28 protein-coding genes are annotated in these 23,487 nt (G+C 39.6%); 10 read left to right on the top strand and 18 right to left on the bottom strand.

The genetic code is table 11. The annotated features are described in order from the left end of the window. Window positions 1-6: 6 nt before the first annotated feature. Entirely contained in the window at window positions 7-918 is a 912-nt protein-coding gene (locus DPV85_RS00375) for a 1,4-dihydroxy-2-naphthoate polyprenyltransferase (RefSeq protein WP_111326367.1), read from the bottom strand. A 61-nt stretch (window positions 919-979) separates the two neighbouring features. Between DPV85_RS00375 and tsaA the strand changes: the two genes are divergently transcribed. Further along, window positions 980-1,717, top strand: a complete 738-nt coding sequence (gene tsaA / locus DPV85_RS00370; RefSeq protein ID WP_111326366.1) for a tRNA (N6-threonylcarbamoyladenosine(37)-N6)-methyltransferase TrmO — start codon at window positions 980-982, stop codon at window positions 1,715-1,717. A 36-nt stretch (window positions 1,718-1,753) separates the two neighbouring features. On the opposite strand, the gene DPV85_RS00365 is transcribed toward tsaA, so the two are convergent. Further along, window positions 1,754-2,800 (bottom strand): AI-2E family transporter, encoded by a 1,047-nt coding sequence (locus DPV85_RS00365; protein ID WP_111326364.1) that lies wholly within the window; start codon window positions 2,798-2,800, stop codon window positions 1,754-1,756. A gap of 94 nt (window positions 2,801-2,894) precedes the next feature. Between DPV85_RS00365 and arsC the strand changes: the two genes are divergently transcribed. The 3 genes from arsC to DPV85_RS00350 all read left to right on the top strand — a co-directional run bounded on the left by arsC (window position 2,895) and on the right by DPV85_RS00350 (window position 3,887). Then, entirely contained in the window at window positions 2,895-3,245 is a 351-nt protein-coding gene (gene arsC / locus DPV85_RS00360) for an arsenate reductase (glutaredoxin) (protein ID WP_111326363.1), read from the top strand. Between the two features lie 65 nt (window positions 3,246-3,310). Beyond that, window positions 3,311-3,565 carry an alternative ribosome-rescue factor A gene (locus DPV85_RS00355; RefSeq protein ID WP_049365298.1) on the top strand — a complete coding sequence of 85 codons (255 nt, stop codon included), beginning with the start codon at window positions 3,311-3,313 and terminating at the stop codon, window positions 3,563-3,565. 25 nt (window positions 3,566-3,590) lie between these two features. Then, entirely contained in the window at window positions 3,591-3,887 is a 297-nt protein-coding gene (locus tag DPV85_RS00350) for a DUF5377 family protein (RefSeq protein WP_111326361.1), read from the top strand. A 60-nt stretch (window positions 3,888-3,947) separates the two neighbouring features. Here the strand turns inward: DPV85_RS00350 and bamC are convergent, their stop codons facing one another. Beyond that, window positions 3,948-4,949 (bottom strand): NlpB/DapX family lipoprotein, encoded by a 1,002-nt coding sequence (bamC, locus tag DPV85_RS00345; protein WP_111326360.1) that lies wholly within the window; start codon window positions 4,947-4,949, stop codon window positions 3,948-3,950. 102 nt (window positions 4,950-5,051) lie between these two features. Next, window positions 5,052-5,948: a 4-hydroxy-tetrahydrodipicolinate synthase gene (dapA, locus tag DPV85_RS00340; protein ID WP_111326358.1), complete on the bottom strand. Its 897-nt coding sequence runs from the start codon at window positions 5,946-5,948 to the stop codon at window positions 5,052-5,054. A gap of 116 nt (window positions 5,949-6,064) precedes the next feature. On the opposite strand from dapA, the gene bcp reads away from it, so the two are divergent. From bcp to DPV85_RS00320, 4 genes are all read left to right on the top strand, one after another. Further along, the gene (gene bcp / locus DPV85_RS00335) at window positions 6,065-6,532 is read left to right on the top strand and encodes a thioredoxin-dependent thiol peroxidase (protein ID WP_111326357.1); all 468 of its coding nucleotides are present in this window, start codon (window positions 6,065-6,067) and stop codon (window positions 6,530-6,532) included. A 176-nt stretch (window positions 6,533-6,708) separates the two neighbouring features. Next, on the top strand, window positions 6,709-7,161 hold the full coding sequence (gene exbB / locus DPV85_RS00330; protein ID WP_111326355.1) for a TonB-system energizer ExbB: 453 nt from the start codon (window positions 6,709-6,711) through the stop codon (window positions 7,159-7,161). A 2-nt stretch (window positions 7,162-7,163) separates the two neighbouring features. Further along, on the top strand, window positions 7,164-7,601 hold the full coding sequence (gene exbD, locus DPV85_RS00325; protein ID WP_070583513.1) for a TonB system transport protein ExbD: 438 nt from the start codon (window positions 7,164-7,166) through the stop codon (window positions 7,599-7,601). After that, window positions 7,598-8,404 carry a TonB family protein gene (locus tag DPV85_RS00320; protein WP_111326354.1) on the top strand — a complete coding sequence of 269 codons (807 nt, stop codon included), beginning with the start codon at window positions 7,598-7,600 and terminating at the stop codon, window positions 8,402-8,404. The genes exbD and DPV85_RS00320 overlap by 4 nt, the downstream gene beginning before the upstream one ends. Before the next feature lie 50 nt (window positions 8,405-8,454). On the opposite strand, the gene fis is transcribed toward DPV85_RS00320, so the two are convergent. From fis to menB, 12 genes are all read right to left on the bottom strand, one after another. Continuing rightward, window positions 8,455-8,754: a DNA-binding transcriptional regulator Fis gene (gene fis / locus DPV85_RS00315; RefSeq protein ID WP_005696908.1), complete on the bottom strand. Its 300-nt coding sequence runs from the start codon at window positions 8,752-8,754 to the stop codon at window positions 8,455-8,457. Next, window positions 8,748-9,728 (bottom strand): tRNA dihydrouridine synthase DusB, encoded by a 981-nt coding sequence (gene dusB / locus DPV85_RS00310; protein WP_111326352.1) that lies wholly within the window; start codon window positions 9,726-9,728, stop codon window positions 8,748-8,750. Before dusB ends, fis begins: the two co-directional genes overlap by 7 nt. A 147-nt stretch (window positions 9,729-9,875) precedes the next feature. After that, window positions 9,876-10,763, bottom strand: coding sequence for a 50S ribosomal protein L11 methyltransferase (gene prmA, locus DPV85_RS00305; protein ID WP_111326351.1), 888 nt, complete (start codon window positions 10,761-10,763; stop codon window positions 9,876-9,878). Between the two features lie 12 nt (window positions 10,764-10,775). After that, window positions 10,776-11,651: a DMT family transporter gene (locus DPV85_RS00300; RefSeq protein WP_005696911.1), complete on the bottom strand. Its 876-nt coding sequence runs from the start codon at window positions 11,649-11,651 to the stop codon at window positions 10,776-10,778. A 16-nt stretch (window positions 11,652-11,667) separates the two neighbouring features. Then, window positions 11,668-13,092: a sodium/pantothenate symporter gene (panF, locus tag DPV85_RS00295; RefSeq protein WP_111326349.1), complete on the bottom strand. Its 1,425-nt coding sequence runs from the start codon at window positions 13,090-13,092 to the stop codon at window positions 11,668-11,670. Further along, window positions 13,092-13,346 carry a YhdT family protein gene (locus DPV85_RS00290; protein WP_070583508.1) on the bottom strand — a complete coding sequence of 85 codons (255 nt, stop codon included), beginning with the start codon at window positions 13,344-13,346 and terminating at the stop codon, window positions 13,092-13,094. The genes panF and DPV85_RS00290 overlap by 1 nt, the downstream gene beginning before the upstream one ends. A 96-nt stretch (window positions 13,347-13,442) precedes the next feature. After that, window positions 13,443-14,789, bottom strand: a complete 1,347-nt coding sequence (gene accC / locus DPV85_RS00285; protein WP_111326348.1) for an acetyl-CoA carboxylase biotin carboxylase subunit — start codon at window positions 14,787-14,789, stop codon at window positions 13,443-13,445. 60 nt (window positions 14,790-14,849) lie between these two features. Then, on the bottom strand, window positions 14,850-15,308 hold the full coding sequence (accB, locus tag DPV85_RS00280) for an acetyl-CoA carboxylase biotin carboxyl carrier protein (RefSeq protein ID WP_111326346.1): 459 nt from the start codon (window positions 15,306-15,308) through the stop codon (window positions 14,850-14,852). Window positions 15,309-15,467: 159 nt separating this feature from the next. Continuing rightward, a complete protein-coding gene (gene aroQ / locus DPV85_RS00275; RefSeq protein ID WP_014064728.1) occupies window positions 15,468-15,920 on the bottom strand; it encodes a type II 3-dehydroquinate dehydratase in 453 nt (150 codons plus the stop codon). A 60-nt stretch (window positions 15,921-15,980) separates the two neighbouring features. Next, a complete protein-coding gene (gene menC / locus DPV85_RS00270) occupies window positions 15,981-16,970 on the bottom strand; it encodes an o-succinylbenzoate synthase (RefSeq protein ID WP_111326344.1) in 990 nt (329 codons plus the stop codon). Between the two features lie 60 nt (window positions 16,971-17,030). Continuing rightward, window positions 17,031-17,801: a glycosyltransferase family 25 protein gene (locus tag DPV85_RS00265; protein WP_111326343.1), complete on the bottom strand. Its 771-nt coding sequence runs from the start codon at window positions 17,799-17,801 to the stop codon at window positions 17,031-17,033. 94 nt (window positions 17,802-17,895) lie between these two features. Beyond that, on the bottom strand, window positions 17,896-18,753 hold the full coding sequence (gene menB, locus DPV85_RS00260) for a 1,4-dihydroxy-2-naphthoyl-CoA synthase (RefSeq protein ID WP_014064726.1): 858 nt from the start codon (window positions 18,751-18,753) through the stop codon (window positions 17,896-17,898). 144 nt (window positions 18,754-18,897) lie between these two features. Here menB and DPV85_RS00255 point away from each other — a divergent pair, with 144 nt between their 5' ends. Together DPV85_RS00255 and DPV85_RS00250 are read left to right on the top strand one after the other, a co-directional pair. After that, window positions 18,898-19,467 carry a DUF5358 domain-containing protein gene (locus tag DPV85_RS00255; RefSeq protein WP_111326341.1) on the top strand — a complete coding sequence of 190 codons (570 nt, stop codon included), beginning with the start codon at window positions 18,898-18,900 and terminating at the stop codon, window positions 19,465-19,467. Window positions 19,468-19,656: 189 nt separating this feature from the next. After that, entirely contained in the window at window positions 19,657-21,315 is a 1,659-nt protein-coding gene (locus DPV85_RS00250) for a phospho-sugar mutase (RefSeq protein ID WP_111326340.1), read from the top strand. A 60-nt stretch (window positions 21,316-21,375) separates the two neighbouring features. Here DPV85_RS00250 and murQ read toward each other — a convergent pair whose 3' ends face one another. After that, window positions 21,376-22,284 (bottom strand): N-acetylmuramic acid 6-phosphate etherase, encoded by a 909-nt coding sequence (gene murQ / locus DPV85_RS00245; protein ID WP_111326338.1) that lies wholly within the window; start codon window positions 22,282-22,284, stop codon window positions 21,376-21,378. Window positions 22,285-22,287: 3 nt separating this feature from the next. Beyond that, window positions 22,288-23,406, bottom strand: coding sequence for an anhydro-N-acetylmuramic acid kinase (locus DPV85_RS00240; protein WP_111326337.1), 1,119 nt, complete (start codon window positions 23,404-23,406; stop codon window positions 22,288-22,290). Window positions 23,407-23,487 lie beyond the last annotated feature (81 nt).

Below are 23,487 nucleotides of genomic sequence, written 5' to 3'. Positions count from 1 at the left end.
GCCGATTTAGCCGATAAGCAAGCCTAAACTAAACAAGATATTGATAAATAAAGAAATCATTGACATCTGTGCTAACATCGGACGTAACACTGCAGGCTCTTTACTACGATAAACAAATAATGCGTGTTTTAATAATAATGGAAATGCTAATAAAAATAAGAAATGCCAAGGACTAAATGCGGTTGATACCGCAAATAGCACATAACATAAAGCGGCAATGCTTAATAAAACACAGTGATAAATGCGTCCTTTCTTCGGGCCAATACGCACAACCAGGGTATTTTTTCCTACCTTAGCATCTTGCTCAATATCACGTAAATTATTGATATTTAAAACAGCTGTTGCTAATAAACCTGAGCCTAACGCAGGTAAAGTAATTAAGCTATCAATGCTGTGAGTTTGTAGATAATAGGTTCCACCTACACCTAATAGTCCAAAAAAGAGTAACACTGACAGATCGCCTAAACCTAAATAACCATAAGGTTTAACCCCTACGGTATAAGTAATGGCAGCAATAATAGCTAGAATACCCAAACCCGCAAAGGCCAATAAATCTGTGAGACTTTGATATGCGATACCAATTAAGAATGCACCTGAGAAAAATGCTCCCGCCGCCATTAAAATTAAGCCCCACTTAAGTTCATTCGCGGAAATCGCACCTTGCTGAATACCGCGTAAAGGCCCAATACGTTCTTCAGTATCTGACCCTTTTTGATGATCGCCGTAATCGTTAGCAAAGTTGGAAAGGACTTGCAATAAAATGGTAGTGAGCAAGCAAAGTAACATCACGGTGAGATTAAAACTTTCTTTATCTGCCCAATATGCCAATGCCGAACCAGTAAAAATAGAAGCTAACGCCAAAGGCAAGGTTTTTGGGCGAGCGGTTTCCCACCACATTTTCAATTTATGATTTGTCATTTTTTTTGACCGCACTTTTGATTACAATAAAGGGCGTATTCTACACGGAAATTGCCTTTTTATGAATGATTTAACACTGACTCTTCACCCGATTGCGGTGATTCACACACCTTATAAAGAAAAATTCTCGGTACCTCGTCAGCCAGATTTAGTACAGGATGGCATTGGTATTGTGGAACTGCTCCCTCCGTATAATTCACCAGAGGCAGTGCGAGGATTAGAGCAATTTAGCCATCTTTGGCTTATTTTCCAATTCGACAAAGTACCCTATGGGAAATGGCAATCCACTGTTCGTCCCCCTCGTTTAGGCGGCAATCAACGTGTCGGTGTATTTGCTTCACGCGCTACGCATCGCCCTAATCCGCTAGGCTTATCCAAAGTTGAATTACGCCAAGTGGAATGTATTCATGGACGTGTTTTTCTGCATTTGGGCTCCGTGGATCTTGTCGATGGCACACCTATTTTTGATATTAAACCTTATATTGCCTATGCTGATAGCGAACCTGAGGCAAAATCAAGTTTTGCACAAGAAAAACCACCTGCAAAATTAAACGTAGAATTTACAGAAATCGCCCAAAGCGCAGTTAAAAAATATCACAAAAACCGACCGCACTTAGCTCGTTTTATTACGGAAGTGATCGCACAAGATCCCCGCCCGGCTTATCAACAAGGCAAAGAAACCGATCGTATTTACGGTATTAGTCTGTACGAATTTAATATTAAATGGCGTATTAAAGCAGGGACAACAGACTGTGTGGAAATTTTGGATATCCAAAAATTAAAAGAACAAAAAAGCTGACTTTCGTCAGCTTTCTTTTTATCGTTTTAATTCTGTCTAATCCGGTAATGCATTCAGCACAGCTTTAACGAGCGTTGCCAATGGAATCGCGAAGAATACGCCCCAGAATCCCCATAATCCGCCAAAAATCAGCACTGAAATAATGATTACTAAAGGGTGTAAATTAACGACTTCAGAGAATAAATACGGTACCAACAAGTTTCCATCGAGAAATTGACTCACCGCAAAGGCCACAATTAAATACCAAAACGTTGGGGAAATGCCAAACTGGAACATCGCCACTAAAGCAACAGGAATCGTCACCAATACCGCGCCGATATAAGGCACTAATACAGAAAGCCCAACGGCAACAGAAAGCAAGAGTGGATAATTTAAACCAAAGCTTAAAAAGATGATGTAAGTCACCACGCCGACAATCAAAATTTCCAACAACTTACCATGAATATAATTCGCAATTTGTTGCTGCATTTCATTCCATACTCTTGATGCCAAAATACGATTTTTAGGCAAAAATCGGCTCACACCAGCAAGAAGTTCGCTTTTATCTTTCAGCATAAAGAACATCATTAATGGCACTAAAAATGCATAAATACCCAGTGATACCAGGTTCATTAATGAACTAATCGACAATTTCACTGCAGACTCGCCATAGCCCAAAATCTTTGCACGAGCGGCACTGAAAAAGGTATCAATCATGGTGTAATCAATGAGTTCAGGATAATGCTCAGGAAGGGCTAACAACCATTCATGTAACTTATTGAACATGGCTGGCAAATCGCTTAATAAGGAAATCGTTTGATTCCATAATGTTGGCACAAGTCCGAAGAAAATTAATAACGCTAAGGTTATAAACCCACCAAAAATGACTAACGTAGCGAGCATTCGAGGAAATTTTAATTTTTTCGTTAGAAAATTAATCGGCATTTCCAATAAATATGCTAATACAATGGCAATCAGCAAGGGGGCGATTAAATCACTAAAGAAATAAATCGCAATAAAGCCAAACAACAAAATGGCAAGTAGCCCCATCGCCTGCGGATCGCTTAAGCGACGGCTATACCAATTTTTTAGCATTTCTAACATAAAGTCTTCCTAAACAAGTATTTTTTGTCATTATAAGTTAAAATTTGAATCAATCCTATATCCACTCATTCAACATAAAATAGAAGGAAACGTTATGTCTGTGACGATTTATCATAATCCGCGTTGCTCAAAAAGCCGTGAAACCTTAGCTTTATTAGAAGAAAAAGGCATTCAACCGACGATTGAACTTTATTTACAACAACACTACTCTATTGAAGCATTGCAGCAACTGGCTAATAAATTAGGATTAGATGATGTCAGAAAAATGATGCGTACCAAAGATGAACTTTATCAATCATCAGGGTTAGCTAATCCTGCATTAACGAATGACGATTTATTAAAAGCCATCAGTGAAAATTCAGCCCTATTAGAACGCCCGATTGTGGTAAAAGGTGAAAAAGCTAAAATTGGACGACCGCCTGAAAGCGTACTCGCTATTTTGTAATTCTATTCATTTTCGCTATAATGAATTGCCGTGAACCACTTCACGGCAATTTTTTAGAGGTAAATATGACAAAAAAAACAAAAAGTGCGGTTGAAAATCAGCCCATTTATCAACACGCCAAAGGAGTCGTGAAAGATAATGCTGTGATGGCACTATTACACGACAAATTATTCCGCCAACGCGTTGAGAAAAAACGTAAAGGCAAAGGCAGTTACCAACGAAAAGCAAAATATGCGAGCAATTGGTTTGAAAAGCCCGATGATAAAGTTTTTGATTTCAGAAATTTTATCATCGGGTTTTTCGTTTCAATTTCAGTATAAAAAATAACAAACAGAGGAAGTCTATATGTCAATCAAAACAGAAGTTTTATTTAACAATACTTGGAATGTCCGTATCAGTGATCCAGGTGAAGAAGGGGCTCAAAGCCACTTTTTTGAAACCATTTATCTCACGCTCACGGCTTATTTTGAGAGCGAAAATGTGCGTTATGAATTTGTGCGTAAAGTAGAAGATCAAGTAAAAATCAAACGCTCATTTACAGAATTAAGCGAGTTATTCAAATTCTTAGGGGATTATTTGGACCCAGTTTCACTCGGTAACCTAGGTGTAAAAATAGGTAACTTAGGCGTGAAAGCTGAATAAATTTTTTCTAATAAAAAAGTGCGGTCAAATTGAACCGCACTTTTTATTTCTCAACTCCTATTATTGTGCAAGTAATACACTTAATGCAGAATACAAGGATTGAGCAGCCTCATTTGGTAATGCCTTGCCGTCTTCATCAGTGATGACGACCGCACTTTGTTTACCTACTGCGGAGATTTGCATTTGGTAAACACCTTTTTCTAGATTAGGCGGATTCACACCTAAACGTAGCCACTCTTGTTTATCCAATGGTTTATATTTTAACTCGCGATAGCCACGGCCTGCCGATTCCGATGTGGATTTAAAGCCTAATTTAGGTAAAGTCGAACCTAAACGTTGCCATGCTTGACCAAAACTTGCATCCATACCTAATGCCATTCTACCGTTCGTATCAGTAATTAAACCTGATTGGAAAGGTCCTGCTGAGGCATTATTTAAATCCTGTTGTTGCTTGTTATAAGCGTTAGTAAGCGCAGCAACAAAACGATTTAAACGATCCGATGCATAGCGCTGTTTATCTGCTTGATTTGGTGTGTAAATCACACCATCACGACGCATTTGCTCCACAGAAACAGCCAACGCACTCGCATCTTGCGCTGTAACTTGTTCAATTTTATAACGGATCTCTGTATTGGCTTTATCATCTGCACGACCCGTTGGTGCCCAATCACTAATTAATACCGCACCATTTAACGTCGAATTTGTGCCTTCTTCTTTTAATAAACGCTCAATTTGTTTGAGGTTATAAAGCTCTGCTTGTGCATCCGTATAAACAATCAATGCACGTTCACCATCAAATTGTGTCAAAGAATTTTTGATAATCGCTAATGGGGTTGAAGGCGGACGAATATCCACGCGTTCTTTTTTCGCATTAAGCTGAGGAAGTTCATAAGTCGGATCAGCTTGCGGCAATGTTACCCCACCACTTGCTAAAGGAGAAAAGCTCGGTATTTCACGATCAGAATTTTGATAAGTGTCATTAGCCGTCTGCATTTTTTCTACGCTGTTTGAACATGCCGATAACAATGCTGCTGCGACTAAACTCAGTACGATTTTTTTCATTCCTTAAATCCTTTCAATAAAAAATAATTAGAATAATGACCGCTCTTTGACAAATAAAAGAGCTGAAAGTTTAAAGGGCTGTAAAAACAACCCTTTAATTCATTAAATTAGTCCTGCAACTTTTAATGCTTCTTCTACTTTTACTTGCGCGCTTTCGCTTAACACAGTAAGTGGTAAACGTAAGTATGGAGTCTTAATTAAGCCTAAACGATATGCTGCCCATTTGACAGGGATTGGATTTGATTCAATAAATAAATTCTTATGTAAAGGCATTAAACGGGCATTAATTTCTTCTGCTTTCGCAAAATCGCCCGCTAAAGCATAACGACACATTGCCGCCATATCTTTTGCTGCGATGTTATTCGTCACCGAAATAACACCTTCACCGCCTAATTTCATGGCTTCTAAACCTGTTGCATCATCACCGCTTAACACGATGAAATCTTTACCTGCAAGCTCTTTAATTGCAGTAACTCGTGAGACATCACCCGTCGCTTCTTTAATGCCCACAATGTTATCAATTTGAGCCAAACGCGCCACGGTTTCAGGTTTCATATCACTACCTGTACGACCCGGTACGTTATAAAGAAGTTGTGGCAGGTCCGTGCATTCTGCAATCGCTTTAAAATGTTGGAACATGCCTTCTTGAGTTGGCTTATTGTAGTAAGGCACAACAGATAAGCAACCCGCGACTCCGCTATCTCGTAGCAATTTTGTCATAACAATAGCTTCACTGGTTGCATTTGCACCTGTGCCGGCAATAATTGGAATGCGCCCTTTTGCAAATTCAACCGTCTTCTCAATTACTCGAACATTTTCATCAATGCTTAAAGTGGCTGCTTCACCCGTTGTTCCCACAGAAACAATCGCATCGGTGCCAGAATTGATATGAAACTCAACAAGTTTTTCTAATGTTTCAAAATCGATGTGTCCATGATTATCCATTGGTGTTACTAAGGCAACGATGCCGCCCGAAAATAAAGGATTTTGCGTAGTCATAAGCACTCCATTTACATCTATTCTACTTTTTAATCATAACATTTGAAAATGCCTAGTTATAATGGCTAAAATACCCCAAATTTACAAATCATTTTTGACATTTTTAAGGATTTTTTATGAAAACATTACAAGCCGGTGACTTAGCACCACAATTCTCACTTTTAAACCAAGACAATCAACTTATTTCATTAGGTGATTTTAAAGGTAAAAAAGTGCTCGTGTATTTTTATCCAAAAGCCTTAACGCCAGGCTGTACAACTCAAGCCTGCGGTTTGCGTGATGCTAAACGTGAGTTAGAAAAATTAGGAGTAGTCATTTTAGGTATCAGTACAGATGCGCCAAAAAAACTGGCTCAATTTGTTGAGAAAAAGTCGCTCAATTTCACCTTGCTTTCTGATGAAGATCACCAGGTTGCCGAGCAATTTGGTGTATGGGGTGAAAAGAAATTTATGGGACGCACCTATGACGGCATTCACCGCATTAGCTTCCTCATTGATGAACAAGGCAAAATTCAACACGTTTTTGATAAATTCAAAACAGGCGAACATCATCAGGTTGTCTTAGATTACCTACAATCCCGTTAAATCCCCTCTCAAAACAACCGCACTTTCTATGATTTATCTCAAAGTGCGGTCAAAAAAAATAGCCATTTTTCTAATTTATATTTACGCTCTATTTTCCATTTGATAAAATCCCAATCTAATTGAAATTCATTATCAATTAATTTTGTATTCTTTATTACATATAAAAGGACTATCAGATGCCAAAACTTTTTGAGTTTTTAGAACAATATAGTGATTACATTATTATCGGGCTTTTACTTCTTATGAGCGTAATCATGCTTGCTACTGTGATTGAGCGTTTTATCTTTTTAAGCCGTGTCAATGTCGCTAAATATTCCAATATCCATTCACTTGAAATTGATTTAAATCGCAATATGACGATCATTTCAACCGTTGGTGCAAACGCACCTTATGTGGGCTTGTTAGGAACAGTAATTGGTATTTTGTTAACCTTCTATCAAATTGGTCAAGCTGGCGGTGATGTCGATGCAGGTGCAATCATGATGCATCTCTCTCTTGCCCTAAAAGCAACCGCTTTAGGTATTTTAGTAGCAATCCCTTCCATGATTTTCTATAACGGTTTAGGTCGTAAAGTTGAAGTTAACCGCTTAAAATGGAAAGTATTAAACGCTCAAAAAGATAAGGAATAATTGTGAAAAAATTTGATGAAATCAACATTATTCCTTTCATCGACATTATGTTGGTGTTATTAGCGATAGTGTTGATCACCGCATCCTTTATTTCTCAAGGAAAAATTCAAGTTAATGTGCCAAAAGCCAGTTCAACGGTCGCATTCAAATCAGATGAATTAGCCAAATTATTGACTGTAACGGCAGATAAACAACTTTATTTTAATGACAAACCTATCTCGCAAGAAGCGCTTGAAAAAGAGATCGCGGGTTGGAATAAAGATCAGAAAGTTACATTAAAAATTGATGCAGAAGCCTCTTTCCAAGATTTTGTGACGATTACTGACATGTTATCGAAAAACGAAATTAAAAATGTCGCGATTGTTTCGATGAAAGATAAAGGCGCTTCGAGCAAAAATGCGCCAGCAGTGGGAGGCGTCGGAGTAGGGCATAAACAATGAACAGCCAACAAGCTAAACGATCACTATTAGGCTTGCTTATTTCTCTATTAATTCATGGTGCCATTGTAGGCGCATTGCTTTGGAACTGGCATAAGCCAAGTGAAGCTGCAAGTAATGCTACAGGTGAAATATCTACAACGATTTCGATGGAAATGATTCAGGGAATGCGAGTAGAAGAACAGACTCCAGAGCCAGAACCTGAACCTGAACCTCAACAGGCAGAACCAGAACCTGAAAAGCAAGAAGTCGTCGCGGATCCAACAAAGCAACCAGAACCCGAGAAGAAAAAAGAGCCTGAGAAAAAGCCAGAAAAACCAATAGAAAAACCGAAACCGAAACCAAAAGAAAAGCCAAAGGATAAACCTAAAAATGAGGTAAAAGCAGAGAAAGCGGTAGAAATGCCGAAGAGCTTACCGATTGGCGATAAGAATATTAATTCAACGGCTACGGCAAATTCTAAAGCAACGACCACAGGTCAACCTGGTACAAATGGCGTTCAAGGTGGCTCAGGTACCAATACGGATGAACTAAATGCTTATCGTGCGGCTATTCGACGTGAAATTGAACGGCACAAACGCTATCCTGCTCGTGCGAAGATGATGCGTAAACAAGGTGTTGTGAGCGTGAGTTTTAGCGTAGGGGCAGATGGCTCCTTATCAGGAGAACGAGTAACGAATTCCTCTGGAGATGAAAGCTTAGACAACGCAGCACTGGAAGCGGTGAGAAGTGCAAGACCTGTTGGTCCAAAACCAGCTGGATTTACCTCTTCAGTCAGTGTACCAATTAGCTTCACCATTCAATAGATAAATAAAAAGGCGAACATCATGTTCGCCTTTTCTTTTGCTAATCTTAATTAGCCCATACCGTATTTTTTCAATTTCTTACGCAATGTACCACGGTTAATGCCGAGCATGTTTGCTGCACGGGTTTGGTTACCGCGGGTGTATTGCATAATCATATCTAACATCGGGTGTTCAACTTCCGCTAATACTAATTCGTAAAGATCATTCACATCTTGACCATCTAATTGTGATAAGTAATTGCGTAAAGCTTGTTTTACTGAATCACGTAATGGTTTGTTTGTTACTTGTGATTGAGAGTTTAAAACTGAAACGGTTAACGCTTCAGACGGACTACGTTGTTGTTCTAACATTTTTCTTTATCCAAAATTGAATTTAAAAAATCTTCCAGCACAATTAACTGCTCTTTCGGTTCATTAATTGCGTTAAAAGTCTGTCTAAAAACGGAATCGGGTTGAATTCCCTGTAAATACCAAGCGACATGTTTGCGGGCTATTCGATAGCCTTTTTGCTCGCCATAGAACTGATGAAGTTCTTGAATATGACGCAAAATATGACCGCACTTTTCACGTAAACTTAGTGTTTGAATTATCGTATCATGTTCTACTAGCGCTTCCACTGCTTGGAAAAGCCACGGATTGCCTAATGAAGCACGACCGATCATTATTGCATCGGCACCTGTATACTCAAGTACCTTTTTCGCTTTCGAGGCAGAATCAATATCACCATTCGCAATGACTGGAATTGAAATTGATTGTTTGACTGCTCGAATATTGTCGTATTCCGCTTCCCCTTCAAATAAGCATTCTTTCGTCCGCCCGTGAATGGTTAAAGCTTGAATACCAGATTGTTCTGCAATTTTGCCGATTTGCACACAGTTTCGGTTTGCCTTATTCCAACCTGTGCGAATTTTTAACGTCACAGGCACATCAACGGCATTCACTACTTCTTTTAAAATTTTTTCCACTAAATCAGGAAATTGAAGCAGTGCAGAGCCCGCTAATTTTCGATTTACTTTCTTTGCGGGACAGCCCATATTGATGTCGATAATTTCAGCACCATAGGCTACATTAATTGCTGCAGCTTGGGCCATTTCTAAAGGATCAGAACCTGCGATTTGCACCGCATTTAATCCTAGCTCTTCACTATGTGCTAAACGAAGTTTCGATTTCTCTGTATGCCAAACTTGTGGATTAGTTGACATCATCTCTGAAAACGTTAATCCTGCACCATAATGGGCACATAAACGTCGAAAGGGTTGATCCGTGATACCTGCCATGGGTGCCAATAAAATACGATTTTTTAATTCATAAGAACCAATTCGCATTTTATGTTATCCCCAATTACAAGTCCTATCTCCAGCAAGTCAGGCCACAATAGCAACCGACAAGGGGTGCTATATTACGCATTTTTCTTTTTTTTGCAAAGTGAATTTTGTTCAAAAAATGCACTTTTTTTAATTGACAAAAAGAAATTAAGCCGATTTTAATTTACCTGTAATACGGCACCATTCCTCTTTCACTGCAACAGGATCTAAATCAAATGATTGTGTATAAGCATCACATACCGATTGTGCTTGTGTTTCTAAAATGCCAGATAGTCCTAGATCCCCGCCCTCTTTCACTAATTGAGAAATAATTGGGTAAAGTTCTTTTAATGGACCTGCAAGAATATTCGCCACAACGACATCCGCTTTTAAATCAGCAGGTTTATCATCGGATAGGAAAAGCTGAAGACGATCTGCCACCCCATTTTGTTCCGCATTATTACGACTTGCGAGAATCGCCTGTGGATCGATATCAATACCAATCGCATTTTTTGCGCCTAATTTAAGAGCCGCAATAGCAAGAATTCCTGACCCACAACCAAAATCGATGACAGTTTTGCCTGTTAAATCTAAACCATCTAACCACTCTAAACAAAGTGCAGTTGTCGGGTGGGTACCTGTCCCAAAAGCTAAACCAGGATCAAGCATCACATTCACCGCATTTTGATCTGGCACTTCACGCCAGCTTGGGCAAATCCATAAACGTTGACCAAATTGCATTGGGTGGAAGTTATCCATCCATTCACGTTCCCAGTCTTTATCCTCGATTTGCTCAATTTTGTAAGCCGTATTTTCATCTAGATGATGCGCTTGTTTAAGCAGACTCACAATTTCATTCATATCCGTTTCTGCATCAAACAAGGCGATCACATCGGTGTTCCCCCACAAACGCGTTTCGCCCGGAAGTGGTTCAAAAATCGGCGTATCTTGGCTATCCATAAATGTCACCGAAACTGAGCCAATTTCTTCTAAAAAGTCGCTAATTTTCTCGGCTTTTTCATTTGTACTATTTAAGCGAATTTGAATCCACGCCATCTTCTTTTCCTTTTAATTAATTTCTTTATGTAACCATTTCGGTAATAAACTTACGCCTAAGGCTGAAACCACAATAATGATAATCCCAAGTGCTGAAACAAGTGAAACCTCTTCGTTAAGTAATAATACCGCTAAAAAGACACCAAAAATCGGCTCAAGTGCGGTCAAAATTCCCGAGATTTTTGCATCTACTGAATTTAAGCCTTTATTCCATAACCAAAAGGCAAACCAACTGCATGCTACGCCAAGATAAATCAAACCGAAGAAACCAAGCCAGTTAAAATGGATATCCCAGTTTTCAGTCATCAATAAAGTAAATGGCAGCATGGTGATAGTTGCCAACACAATTGAAATGGATGTATAAGCTTGTGCTGAAACCGTTGCCACCACTTTTTTCGTCCAACGTAAACAACAAGCAAACACAATACTTGCCGCCACTACTAAGGAGCAACCCAATAAACTAATTTCACTTGAGCCTTCATTGCCTTGACCACCTAAAATTAAAATAGCCACGCCTAAAAAAGCAAAAGCGCCACACACCCAATGATACCATTTAGCACGATCTTGAAAGAAAAAATGCCCTATAAAAATCACACATAACGGCTCTAATCCAATCATGGTCGTTGCGCTCGCCGCGCTCGTATATTTTAAGCCAATAAATTGCAGCAAAAAGGTCGCGGTATAATTAAAAAAACCTAACCACCAAAGCTGTTTTCGCATCGGTTTTGAAACACCTTTCCAACGACGAAAAAAGAGCGGCATCACAATAATCGCCGCCATGAATAAACGGGCTTGAATCATCAAAATAGTATCCATCATTGTGAAGGTGTATTTAGCGGCAACAAAGGCACTACTCCAAATAAACAATGCGAGGATCTGGTAAATCATAAAGTGCAGTCCATTTTTACTGTTTTTTAGCGCCTAATTGATTGCCTAAGATAAACGCAACCAAACCAAATACAAGCGCGGGGACAATGGCATTAAAACCAAATAGTTTGATACCAAATTGAGTCAGCAGCACATAACTGCTTAATCCCACCACCATTGAACTTATTGCACCGGCAGCATTTGCTTTATCCCAATAAATGCCTAATACGATCACCCAAAGGAATGCTGCTTCTAATCCCCCGAAAGCAAATAAATTCAACCAAATAATCATATCAGGTGGATTGAGTGCTGCGAGAATTAGTAATGCCGATAAAATCAGCGTGATGACTGATGAAATACGGCTAATTCGTTTTTCATTCTTCGCCGCTTCTGGTTTACTTGCTAGATATAAATCTTTCACAAAGATTGAAGAGGATTGAATCAGTTGTGCATCGACTGTGGACATAATCGCAGACATCGGTGCGGCTAAGAAAATCCCTGCAACAATGGGCGGAAGCACTTCCAACATTAATGTTGGAATGACTTTATCTGATATGGTCAAATCAGGCACAACGGCACGTCCTAAAGCGCCCACCAAGTGCATACCAAACATAATGACTGAAAGGACAATCGTCCCAATAAGCATGCCTCGATGTAAGGCTTTACTATCTTTGAAAGCCATGCAGCGGACTGCAGTATGCGGTAAACCAACCACACCGAAACAAACTAAAATCCAAAATGAGGCCATAAATTGAAAATCAAGCATCTCATTCGGACCGTAAGGGCTTACTAAACTCGGATCAATTTCAGTTAATTTATTGACCGCACTTTCTACGCCACCGAGATGGTAAATCACGCCCACTAATAGCACGATTGTGCCCAAAATCATTACCGTACCTTGAATTGTATCGGTTAACACGACGGCTCGGAAACCACCAATAAACGTATAAATACCAACCGTTAAGGCAAAAATAAGCAAGGCGTGAGTATAAGGAATCCCTATCGTGGTTTCGAGCAATCTTGCCCCACCAATAAATTGCACAACCATAGCAGCAAAGAAGGCAAGCAACAATGCTAGACTGGAAATCCAAACGAGATATTTATTTTTATAACGATAGAGAAATAAATCATTGATAGTAAGCGCATTGGTCTCGCGAGAAAGTAATGCAAACTTTTTGCCCAATGCACCTAAGGCTAACCAAACAGCCGGTACTTGGATCATGGCGAGTAATACCCAACCTAGCCCATATTTATAAGCTGCCCCAGGTCCACCAACAAAAGAACTGGCACTAGCATAAGTGGAAGCCGTTGTCATCGCAAGCACAAAGCCCGTCATGGAGCGATTTCCTACATAATATTCCGTAAGGAAATCACCTTTACTGCGTTTTACATAAGCAAATAATGCCGCACCAAAGATAAAGACTAAATAGATAGCTAAGGGGAGAATAATACCTAAATTCATTATTTATTCTCCTTTGACTCAACATCTAGCGGAATATCTAAAAAGACAATTTTGACAATCCAATACCCAATGACGACAAACAAAATAGGTAAATAAATGCAGGATAATTCAAACCACAACGGAAAACCTATCGGTCCAGGCGAGTCTTTGGGTAAATAAGCACAAACACACCATCCAATTACGTAAAAAATAGCTAAACCTAATGCCCAGCGAGCTTCCTTAGCCGCTTGCTTATACCGTTGTGATAAATCCATTATGAACTCCCGTTAGAATACTTTAACGTCAATAATTATATTAAACGACAAACAAAAAAGGCAGAAATATTCTGCCTTTGCCTAGAAAATTATAAATTAATCATACATCCCTAATTTCTTCTCTAAATAGTGGATATTTGCGCCACCTTTTTGGAAGTTTTCATCTTCAAGAATGAGTTCATGAAGTGGGATATTTGTTTTGATACCATCAATAATCGTTTCAGATAATGCATTTTGCATACGACGAATAGCTACATCACGAGTATCACCGTATGTGATTAATTTTGCGATCATGGAATCATAATGTGGAGGAACGGTATAACCGCCATACACATGAGAATCCCAACGAACGCCTAAACCACCTGGTGAGTGCAAGTGTGCCACTTTACCTGGAGATGGTAAGAATGTTTTTGGATCTTCTGCATTGATACGACATTCAATTGCATGACCTTTCACTTTAATATCTTCTTGTTTGTAAGAAAGTGGTAAACCAGCCGCGATACGCAATTGTTCTTTCACCAAATCCACACCAGTAATCATTTCTGTTACTGGATGCTCAACTTGAATACGAGTATTCATTTCGATGAAATAGAACTCACCATTTTCATATAAGAATTCAAATGTACCTGCACCGCGATAGCCAATTTCAACACAAGCCTTCGCACAACGAGAACCGATATCACGACGAACTTCTTCGGTAATACCTGGTGCGGGTGCTTCTTCCACAACTTTTTGGTGACGACGCTGCATTGAACAATCACGCTCAGCAAGATAGATTGCATTACCGTGTGTATCCGCTAAAACTTGGATTTCAATATGGCGTGGATTTTCTAAATATTTTTCCATATAAACCATGTCATTATTAAATGCTGCTTTTGCTTCAGCTTTTGTCATCGCAATTGATTCTTCAAGTGCATCTTCGCTACGAACAACACGCATACCACGACCACCGCCGCCGCCAGATGCTTTGATAATAATTGGATAACCAATACGTTTTGCAATTTCTTTATTTTTCGCGATATCGCTACCGACAGGACCATCAGAACCTGGTACACAAGGCACGCCCGCTTTTTTCATTGCTTTAATCGCAGAAACTTTATCACCCATTAAACGAATGACATCTGCTGTTGGACCGATAAAGATAAAACCAGAACGCTCTACTTGCTCTGCAAAATCCGCGTTTTCAGAAAGGAAGCCATAACCTGGGTGGATAGCATCTGCACCTGTTACTTCTGCCGCTGCAATAATAGCAGGAATATTCAAATAACTTTTTACAGATGGTGCTGGCCCGATACAAATCGTTTCATCCGCAAGTAATACGTGTTTTAAATCACGATCAGCGGTAGAGTGAACCGCCACAGTTTTAATGCCTAATTCTTTACAGGCACGTAAAATACGCAGTGCAATTTCACCACGGTTAGCAATCACAACTTTTTCTAACATAACAATTTCCACTTGTGTGAAAAAATGGCGAGAAAGCTCGCCATTTCAGATTGATAGGGATTATTCGATAACGATCAATGGTTGATCAAATTCAACCGCTTCGCCATCATTTACTAAGATTGCTTTTACCACACCAGCTTTATCTGCTTCGATACGGTTCATCATTTTCATTGCTTCAACGATACAAAGTGCATCGCCTACTTTGACTGTTTGTCCCACTTCTACGAAAGCTTTCGCTTCTGGGCTTGGGCTACGGTAGAATGTCCCTACCATTGGTGAACGCACTTGGTGGCCAGAAATTTCAGCCGCTGGCACTTCAGCAGGCGCTGCTGCCGCTGGAGCAGCGGCAGCAGCCGCAACGGGTGCTACAGGCGCCGCTGCATATTGAATTGCAGCCGGTGCAACAGCTGGTGCCGCACGACTAATACGTACTGTACCTTCTTCTTCTTGCACTTCTAATTCAGTGATACCCGATTCTTCTACTAATTCAATCAGTTTTTTGATTTTACGAATGTCCATACGCTCTTCCTAAAAATATTAATGAATTTTCAACCGCACTTTCAAAATTCACTCCAAAGTGCGGTCATTTTGAAACCTGTTTTTTGTGTCGGCAAGATTACCGCAAAATCACGCAATTTGCGATAAATTTCTGCGAAAATCTGTAAATTTTGTGAAATTTTATGCTTTTTTATTTAAAAAATCTAACGCGAATTGGAGAGCAAACTCATAGCCTTTCGCACCTAAGCCACAAATCACCCCTTCAGCCACATCACTAAAGTAAGAATGGTGACGGAATGGCTCGCGCTTATGTACATTAGACAAATGGATTTCAACAAAAGGAATTGACACAGCAAGCAACGCATCGCGCAATGCAACACTGGTATGCGTATAAGCTGCTGGGTTAATTAAAATAAAATCCACTTTCTGAAAACTTTGATGAATCTTATCGATTAACTTTTCTTCGCTATTTGCTTGAAAGCACTCCAAATTCACATCATGCTGCGCCGCAAGTTTTGCCACATTTTCTTCAATGGCAGACAACGAAAGCGAACCATAATGTTTCGGCTCTCTTGCGCCCAACATATTTAAGTTCGGGCCATTTAACAACAAAATATTGAATTTTTTTGACATTTTCACATCCTTTAACTTGTGCGAATTATAGCGATTTTTTGTGTAATGGTGGTCTTATCTCTAGACGATTTTGGTAATAAATTCTGAATTTAAATCAATTAGCGGTAAATCTGAGCCTGGCCACGCACGTAATACCTGATGTTGCATCAAATTTAACGTATCTAATCCTGGTGTTACATTGGGTGTATATTGTGCCGCAATACGAGCAAGTTGAGTCAATCCTAAGCTACTTTCAATACTCGAGCTAATCACTGCTTTTATGCCTAAGCTATGTGCTTGCGCAATCAACTTTTGACAATCTTGTAGCGAACCAACCAATGTTGGTTTAATTACAATGGCACTTAAGTGCGGTTCTTTTTCTAAAAGAAAATCTGGCTCACGTACACTTTCATCCCAAGCAATATTAATGCCTGTTTGAGCTGCAAACTGGAGGCTTTCTTCACGGGTTTTACAAGGTTCTTCCAAAAACTGAATACGTGAACGATGTTGTGGTTTTACTTTCTCCGCAAATTTTAACGCCTTTTCCAACGTCCATTGGCGATTCGCATCTAGACGTAATTGTAAATCAGGAATGGCTTCAAGAAACATATCCGTAATCAAGCCATCACGATTCGCTTCATACATACCGACTTTGATTTTAGCGACTTTGTCACCTGGCATTTGATTAAGTTCTGCATATAACTCATCAGGATCACCATAGCACAAAGGCGCGGTATGATAGTTACCTTCCTCATTTAAATAACGTTTCATCTCATCCATCGCCGTGCTAATACCAAAGGCAACAGAAGGATAACAGCCGTCAAGTGGAACTCTTGGTGCTTCGCAGCTTGCATGACACCAATTCGTCAGCCATTCAATGGCTTGCTCTTGCGCTTGTTCGATGGTTTCTTCACTAAACTCAGGTAAAGGTGCAATTTCCCCCCAGCCATCACGGCTGCAAGCTACACGCACAATCAAGCCTTCACGACGTTTTAAAAAACGTCCACGTAAAATTAACTGACTATCGACGGGAATAGAATAACGATAAAGATTAAATGATTTGGTTTCCATCTTATTCTCCTTGATGACAAAAGTGCGGTTAAAAATACACAGATTTTAACCGCACGCATTCTATTTAAAAGGCACTTGTTTCATAAATAATTTACGTTTTACTCTCATAAATTCGTTTATGATTCTTTCAAAGACTGAAAATTTCGTTTGATTTTCACAAACCGACTCTCTACCTTTTTGCAAACTACTTTCAAAAGGCTTATCCGGATTCACAACAAAATCTTGCACACAAATCCCTGGTGAAAGCTGAACCACTTTGTAATCCTTTAAATTCAAAAAATGCTCAAAGATAAGAGAATCAATGGCCACCTCAAGGGGTTTATTTTTTACCTGTTCGAGAAGATATTTAGCGCCTTTCGCTGTCACGGTATAACCCGCCGTTCCTGATTGCTTAAATGTTATGGGATAAATCTTTCTATCATACTTTGCTGATCTAGGCGCGCGAAATACCATTCTTCCATTAGCTTCAAGCTTCAATACATCAATATCATCAGGCAAATAATCGACTTCTAACAGCTCTTTTGCATTCTCGCCTAAGTAAATATCATCTTCAAAAATATTGATATAATCCAAGTTCTTTTCTACTGCTAAATTCCATAGTGAGATATGACTTAACGCACAACCGATTTCCCCATCCCATAATTTAGCTTCTGAAGAGCGATCTAAAATAATATTAAATTTCTTTGCAACATCCTCAATACGATCTGGTGTCACTGCATCAAAAAATGAAAAAAGGATATTTTGCCGACCAAATTCTTGTTCAATATGTTTGCGACGTTTTGTTTCTCTGGTTAAGCTAATCACATAATTATGTTGTTTCACACAGGACATAAAATAATTCTAAAATATGAATAAGGATCGAGATATATCATGACAAGGCGGTTAAAAACACACTGATTTCTAACCGCACTTCTTATGATTAAAATTAAGGATTGCGTCTGAATTTGCTGAAGTCTGGTGCGCGTTTTTCGTTGAACGCGTTACGACCTTCTTGCCCTTCTTCAGTCATATAGAACAACATGGTTGCGTTACCCGCGAGTTCTTGTAAACCAGATTGGCCATCACAGTCTGCATTTAATGCAGCTTTCAAGCAACGTAATGCAATTGGGCTGTTACGTAACATTTCACGACACCAACGCACGGTTTCTTTTTCTAAATCTGCATAAGGTACTACGGTATTCACTAAGCCCATATCTAATGCTTCTTGCGCATTATATTGACGGCATAAGAACCAAATTTCGCGAGCTTTTTTCTGACCAACTAAACGCGCCATATAGCTTGCACCCCAGCCACCGTCAAATGAACCTACTTTAGGACCAGTTTGACCAAAAATCGCATTCTCTGCTGCGATGGTTAAATCACATAACATATGCAATACGTGACCGCCACCAATTGCATATCCAGCCACCATTGCCACCACTGGTTTTGGACAAGTACGAATATCACGTTGGAAATCCAATACATTTAAATGATGCACACCGCTTTCATCTTTGTAACCGCCGTAGTCACCACGAATTTTTTGGTCACCGCCAGAACAGAATGCTTTTTCGCCTTCGCCAGTTAACACAATCACGCCAATTTTTTCATCGAAACGCGCGTTAGAAAATGCATGGATCATTTCTTTAACTGTTTGCGGACGAAATGCATTGCGTACTTCTGGACGATTAATGGTAATTTTTGCAATACCATCAGTCGATTTGTGGAAACGAATATCAGTGTAACCTTCGCTGTGATCAACCCACTCAACTGGTGCATATAAAACATCATCTTTTGGATTTTGCATTGTTCTTTCCTTTATAAGTGTAAAAAGTGCGGTCATTATAGCGGAAGTTTTTTAGTTCGGGAAAGAAAATCAATTATTGAAGACTTTACAATTATGTCGTTGTTGTTAAAATTCCGCCATTCCAACTTTAGTAAGGAAATTTAAGTGAAAAAAATTATTTTTTTAAGCAGCGTTATGCTATTGAATGCTTGTAGTTTATTCGGTTCATCACAGTCAACTATTCCTGCTGAATTCGCACAAGCAGACTATCTCCTGTCTGATGCCAATGCAAAAACATGGGCTATCGCAAGTAAACAAGCTGAACAATGTATCTATCCGAATTTAACTCGCATTCAGCAACAACATTTTGCCAAAGAAGATAGCTATATTCATTCCCAATATGTCTTTTTCTATCCGTTAGAAAAAATCATCGGTGAAGACTATGTAAAAATGATTCAAAAAGATGAAAAATCAATGAATTACGCGACCTATCAATTTAAGAAGTTCCGCGCAGAAATTGGGGATGTCGATGCATTAGAGCCAAAAGCTTGCCAAATTTTACGTACTCAGGCAAAAGAAGACTTAGATGTCGTGAAAGGCCAATATGTAAATGGCATGGTAGATGAAACGAAAAATGATGATGGTACATTGAAGAAAACGGGTGATGGTATTGCCACCAATCAAAACAAATTCTTCTTTGATATTATTAAATGGGGTTCAGCCCTTCTTCTCTAATTTTTATTATTTTATATAAATTTATATCTCACTCACGGCGTAAATATTTTTACGCCGTTTTTATATCAAGAGAAAACGGTTGCGATCAAAAAAAGCTTAAATTTTCAGTAAAAAAGCAAAATAGTCATTTAAATTAAAGTCATTTTCAGCTAGTCTAACAAGAATTAGTTTTTACAAGGAGAAAACATCATGACAACGCTTTTTGATATTGCACAAAACTGGTTAAACCAAGATCCTGATGCAGAAACTCATGCAGAATTAACCGCACTTTTAACCGCGGCGAAAAATGGTGATGAAAAAGCACAATCTGAATTACAAGCTCGCTTTAGTGGCCGTTTACAATTTGGTACTGCTGGGCTTCGTGGACCATTACAAGCAGGCCCTATGGGGATGAACCGTGTTTTAGTAGCACAAGCAGCAGGTGGTTTAGCGGATTATTTAAAAGATTACGACAAACAACCTTCTATCGTGATTGGTTACGACGGTCGTAAAAACTCTGATGTTTTCGCACGTGATACGGCTGAAATCATGGCGGGTGCAGGCGTGAAAGCTTACTTACTTCCACGTAAATTACCCACTCCAGTATTAGCTTACGCAATCCAATATTTTGATACCACTGCGGGTGTCATGGTGACTGCAAGTCACAACCCTCCGGAAGATAACGGTTATAAAGTTTACTTAGGTAAAGCGAACGGCGGTGGCCAAATCGTTTCTCCTGCTGACAAAGATATCGCAACTTTGATCGATAAAGTAGCAGCAGGCAATGTAAAAGATTTACCTCGTAGCCAAGATTATGTGATGTTAGATGATGAAGTAGTTAATGCTTATATCGAAAAAACCGCTTCTCTTGCTAAAGAGCCTAAATCAGATATTAACTACGTTTATACCGCAATGCACGGTGTAGGCTATGAAGTATTAAGCAAAACCTTAACCAAAGCAGGTCTTCCACAACCTCATATCGTGGCAGAGCAAGTATGGCCAGACGGTACATTCCCAACGGTAAACTTCCCTAACCCAGAAGAAAAAGGTGCATTAGACTTAGCGATTAAAGTGGCAAAAGAACACAATGCTGAATTCATTATTGCCAATGACCCAGATGCAGACCGCTTGGCGGTAGCTGTTCCAGATGCAGAAGGCAACTGGAAACCTTTACACGGTAACGTAGTAGGTTGTTTCTTAGGTTGGTATTTAGCAAAACAATACCATGCAAAAGGCGAGAAAGGCGTATTAGCGTGTTCTTTAGTATCTTCTCCAGCGCTTGCTGAAATTGCGAAAAAATACGGCTTCCAATCAGAAGAAACCTTAACCGGTTTCAAATACATCGGCAAAGTTCAAGGCTTATTATTCGGTTTCGAAGAAGCGCTTGGTTACTTAGTTGACCCTGATAAAGTACGCGATAAAGACGGTATTTCTGCGGCGATCGTGTTCTTAGATTTAGTTCGTCACTTAAAAGCACAAGGCAAAACCTTAGCGGATTATGCCAATGACTTCACACAAGAATTCGGTGCTTATGTAAGTGGTCAAATTTCTATCCGTGTAAGCGATTTATCTGAAATTGGTAAATTAATGACCGCTCTTCGTAACACGCCTCCAGCTGAAGTAGGTGGAGTTAAAGTGGCACAATTCATCGACCACACTAAAACTGATCGTCAAAGCGACATCCTCGTATTCGTACTAGCAAACGGTAGCCGCTTAATCGTTCGCCCATCAGGTACAGAACCGAAAATCAAGTTCTATCTTGATGCTCGTGGTAAAGATCCAAAAGACGCGGATCAAGTTTTAGCACAATTTGATGAAGGCGTTCGTCAAATCCTTCGTCAAGATGCTTACGGCAAACAAGATTGCTAATTGAGTAAACTATTAAATAATAAAAAACGCTAGGTTTGATGCCTAGCGTTTTATTTTTGCTTATTTCAATGCAAGTTGTAACTTGCCCTGATGTTTTTCTAATAACGCCTCTGCTTGAGCACGATCTAGCCCACTCAAAATCATCATAATCGCTAATTTCGCATTTTGATCAGCCTGCTTTAATGTATCTTCTGCGAGAGCCTTATCGCAATCCGTGGCTTGCATGACGATACGAATGGCACGAGCTTTAAGCTTTTCATTGCTTGCCTGCACATCCACCATTAAGTTTTGATAGCATTTGCCCATTAAGATCATGGAAGCTGTCGTCAGCATATTCAGTACTAATTTTTGGGCTGTGCCTGATTTTAAGCGACTCGAACCAGTCAGCACTTCTGGCCCCACTACCGTATCAATAGCAATATCCACAATATTCGCCATCGCTGAATTCGGATTACTTGCAATCGAAGCGGTCACTGAACCTAAACTTTTCGCATATTCCAATGCACTGATCACATAAGGGGTTCGGCCACTTGCGGCAATGCCCACCAACACATCTTTTGAGGAAAATTGAATGGTTTGTAAGTCAACCACGGCTTGCGATTTACTGTCTTCCGCCCCTTCAATTGGATGACGCAATGCGCGCTCGCCGCCTGCAATAATACCTTTCACCATTTCAGGTAACACGCCAAATGTTGGCGGGCATTCAGAAGCATCGAGTACGCCTAATCGACCACTAGTCCCTGCACCAATATAGACTAATCGACCACCTTGTTGAAATGCAGCAACAATACATTCGACTGCTTGGGCAATTTGAGGTAAACATTTTTCAATTGCCAAAGGTACTTGTTTATCTTCCTGATTCATTAACTGCACAATTTCTAATGCAGACAAGCTATCCACATTCATGGAATTAGGATTCCGTTGTTCAGTAATTAAAGTTGAAAGGGTTTGTAATAAATTCTCTGCCATGGTTTATTCCTTTGGAAAAATCGCCCCTAAACTGACCGCACTTGTGGCGCCCGTCACACTCGGCAAATTAGCCGGCAAATTATGCATACGACGATAAGCCAACCAAGCAAAAGCCGCAGCCTCCACATAATCGATATCAAGTTCTAATTCAGTCGTCAGTTGAATACGCCAATCTGGTAATGCCTGTTTTAAACCATTCATGATTGCCTGATTTTTAGCACCTCCGCCACAAACAAGTAATCTGCATGGTAATGTCGTCTGAATATTATTAAGGGCTAAAACAATACTTTGCACGGTAAATTCTGCCAAAGTGGCTTGCACATCTTGTGGTAAAAGTGCGGTCGTTTTTTCTGCTATTTTTTGAATTTTATTCTCTAACCAAGTTAGATTAAATAATTCACGTCCGGTACTTTTCGGTGGTGGAAGCTGAAAGAAATCTTCATCTAATAATGCCGCTAACAAATCTGGATTCACTTGACCTGAAGCCGCCCATTCACCATTTTTGTCGTAGGCTTTGCCTTGATGCTTTTCGATCCATTGGTCAAGCAAGGTATTACCCGTTCCCGTATCAAAGCCAATGACAGGCTGTTCAGGTATCAATAACGATACATTGCTAATACCGCCAATATTCAGCATCACCGTTGCCCAATGAGGATCAAAAAATACCGCTTGATGAAAAGCGGGTACCAAAGGTGCGCCTTGTCCACCAAACGCCATATCTTTACGGCGCAAATCACCAACGACCGTAATGCCTGTTTTAGCGGCTAATAAATTCATATCACCGATTTGCATGGTAAACGGAAATTGACCTTTTGGGGAATGCCACACTGTTTGTCCATGACAGCCAATGGCTTCGATCTGTTCTGGTTTTAACTGGTATTTATGTAAAAAGGTATTTACGCAATCGGCATACAGTAAACCAAATTGATGGTCAAGTTCTCCCAGAGCCTGTAACGTAGTTGTGCCTGATTGAATAAGTGCGGTCACTTTTTCGCGTAAATTTGCCGGCATCGGTGTAAAATCTGCCGCAATTAATTTGGTTTGATTAGATTGGATATCAATAAGGGCAATATCCACTCCGTCAAGGCTGGTGCCAGACATGATGCCAAGATAATAAGTCATAGTGTTCAATTCATGAGTTTTTCAGAATTATAGCGGATTTTAAAAAAATAAAAAAAGAGAGAACATTGCGGCTCTCTCTTT

Source organism: Haemophilus parainfluenzae, assembly GCF_003252725.1.
GTDB lineage: Bacteria > Pseudomonadota > Gammaproteobacteria > Enterobacterales > Pasteurellaceae > Haemophilus_D > Haemophilus_D parainfluenzae_L.
Note: the sequence above shows the minus strand (reverse complement) of the source record. Positions and strands in the feature narration are given on the sequence as shown.

Coding starts and splice junctions, on each gene's coding strand:
- DPV85_RS00375 (WP_111326367.1), bottom strand. CDS start 918: ATGACAAATCATAAATTGAAAATGTGGTGGGAAACCGCTCGCCCAAAA.
- tsaA (WP_111326366.1), top strand. CDS start 980: ATGAATGATTTAACACTGACTCTTCACCCGATTGCGGTGATTCACACA.
- DPV85_RS00365 (WP_111326364.1), bottom strand. CDS start 2,800: ATGTTAGAAATGCTAAAAAATTGGTATAGCCGTCGCTTAAGCGATCCG.
- arsC (WP_111326363.1), top strand. CDS start 2,895: ATGTCTGTGACGATTTATCATAATCCGCGTTGCTCAAAAAGCCGTGAA.
- DPV85_RS00355 (WP_049365298.1), top strand. CDS start 3,311: ATGACAAAAAAAACAAAAAGTGCGGTTGAAAATCAGCCCATTTATCAA.
- DPV85_RS00350 (WP_111326361.1), top strand. CDS start 3,591: ATGTCAATCAAAACAGAAGTTTTATTTAACAATACTTGGAATGTCCGT.
- bamC (WP_111326360.1), bottom strand. CDS start 4,949: ATGAAAAAAATCGTACTGAGTTTAGTCGCAGCAGCATTGTTATCGGCA.
- dapA (WP_111326358.1), bottom strand. CDS start 5,948: ATGACTACGCAAAATCCTTTATTTTCGGGCGGCATCGTTGCCTTAGTA.
- bcp (WP_111326357.1), top strand. CDS start 6,065: ATGAAAACATTACAAGCCGGTGACTTAGCACCACAATTCTCACTTTTA.
- exbB (WP_111326355.1), top strand. CDS start 6,709: ATGCCAAAACTTTTTGAGTTTTTAGAACAATATAGTGATTACATTATT.
- DPV85_RS00320 (WP_111326354.1), top strand. CDS start 7,598: ATGAACAGCCAACAAGCTAAACGATCACTATTAGGCTTGCTTATTTCT.
- fis (WP_005696908.1), bottom strand. CDS start 8,754: ATGTTAGAACAACAACGTAGTCCGTCTGAAGCGTTAACCGTTTCAGTT.
- dusB (WP_111326352.1), bottom strand. CDS start 9,728: ATGCGAATTGGTTCTTATGAATTAAAAAATCGTATTTTATTGGCACCC.
- prmA (WP_111326351.1), bottom strand. CDS start 10,763: ATGGCGTGGATTCAAATTCGCTTAAATAGTACAAATGAAAAAGCCGAG.
- DPV85_RS00300 (WP_005696911.1), bottom strand. CDS start 11,651: ATGATTTACCAGATCCTCGCATTGTTTATTTGGAGTAGTGCCTTTGTT.
- panF (WP_111326349.1), bottom strand. CDS start 13,092: ATGAATTTAGGTATTATTCTCCCCTTAGCTATCTATTTAGTCTTTATC.
- DPV85_RS00290 (WP_070583508.1), bottom strand. CDS start 13,346: ATGGATTTATCACAACGGTATAAGCAAGCGGCTAAGGAAGCTCGCTGG.
- accC (WP_111326348.1), bottom strand. CDS start 14,789: ATGTTAGAAAAAGTTGTGATTGCTAACCGTGGTGAAATTGCACTGCGT.
- accB (WP_111326346.1), bottom strand. CDS start 15,308: ATGGACATTCGTAAAATCAAAAAACTGATTGAATTAGTAGAAGAATCG.
- aroQ (WP_014064728.1), bottom strand. CDS start 15,920: ATGTCAAAAAAATTCAATATTTTGTTGTTAAATGGCCCGAACTTAAAT.
- menC (WP_111326344.1), bottom strand. CDS start 16,970: ATGGAAACCAAATCATTTAATCTTTATCGTTATTCTATTCCCGTCGAT.
- DPV85_RS00265 (WP_111326343.1), bottom strand. CDS start 17,801: ATGTCCTGTGTGAAACAACATAATTATGTGATTAGCTTAACCAGAGAA.
- menB (WP_014064726.1), bottom strand. CDS start 18,753: ATGCAAAATCCAAAAGATGATGTTTTATATGCACCAGTTGAGTGGGTT.
- DPV85_RS00250 (WP_111326340.1), top strand. CDS start 19,657: ATGACAACGCTTTTTGATATTGCACAAAACTGGTTAAACCAAGATCCT.
- murQ (WP_111326338.1), bottom strand. CDS start 22,284: ATGGCAGAGAATTTATTACAAACCCTTTCAACTTTAATTACTGAACAA.
- DPV85_RS00240 (WP_111326337.1), bottom strand. CDS start 23,406: ATGACTTATTATCTTGGCATCATGTCTGGCACCAGCCTTGACGGAGTG.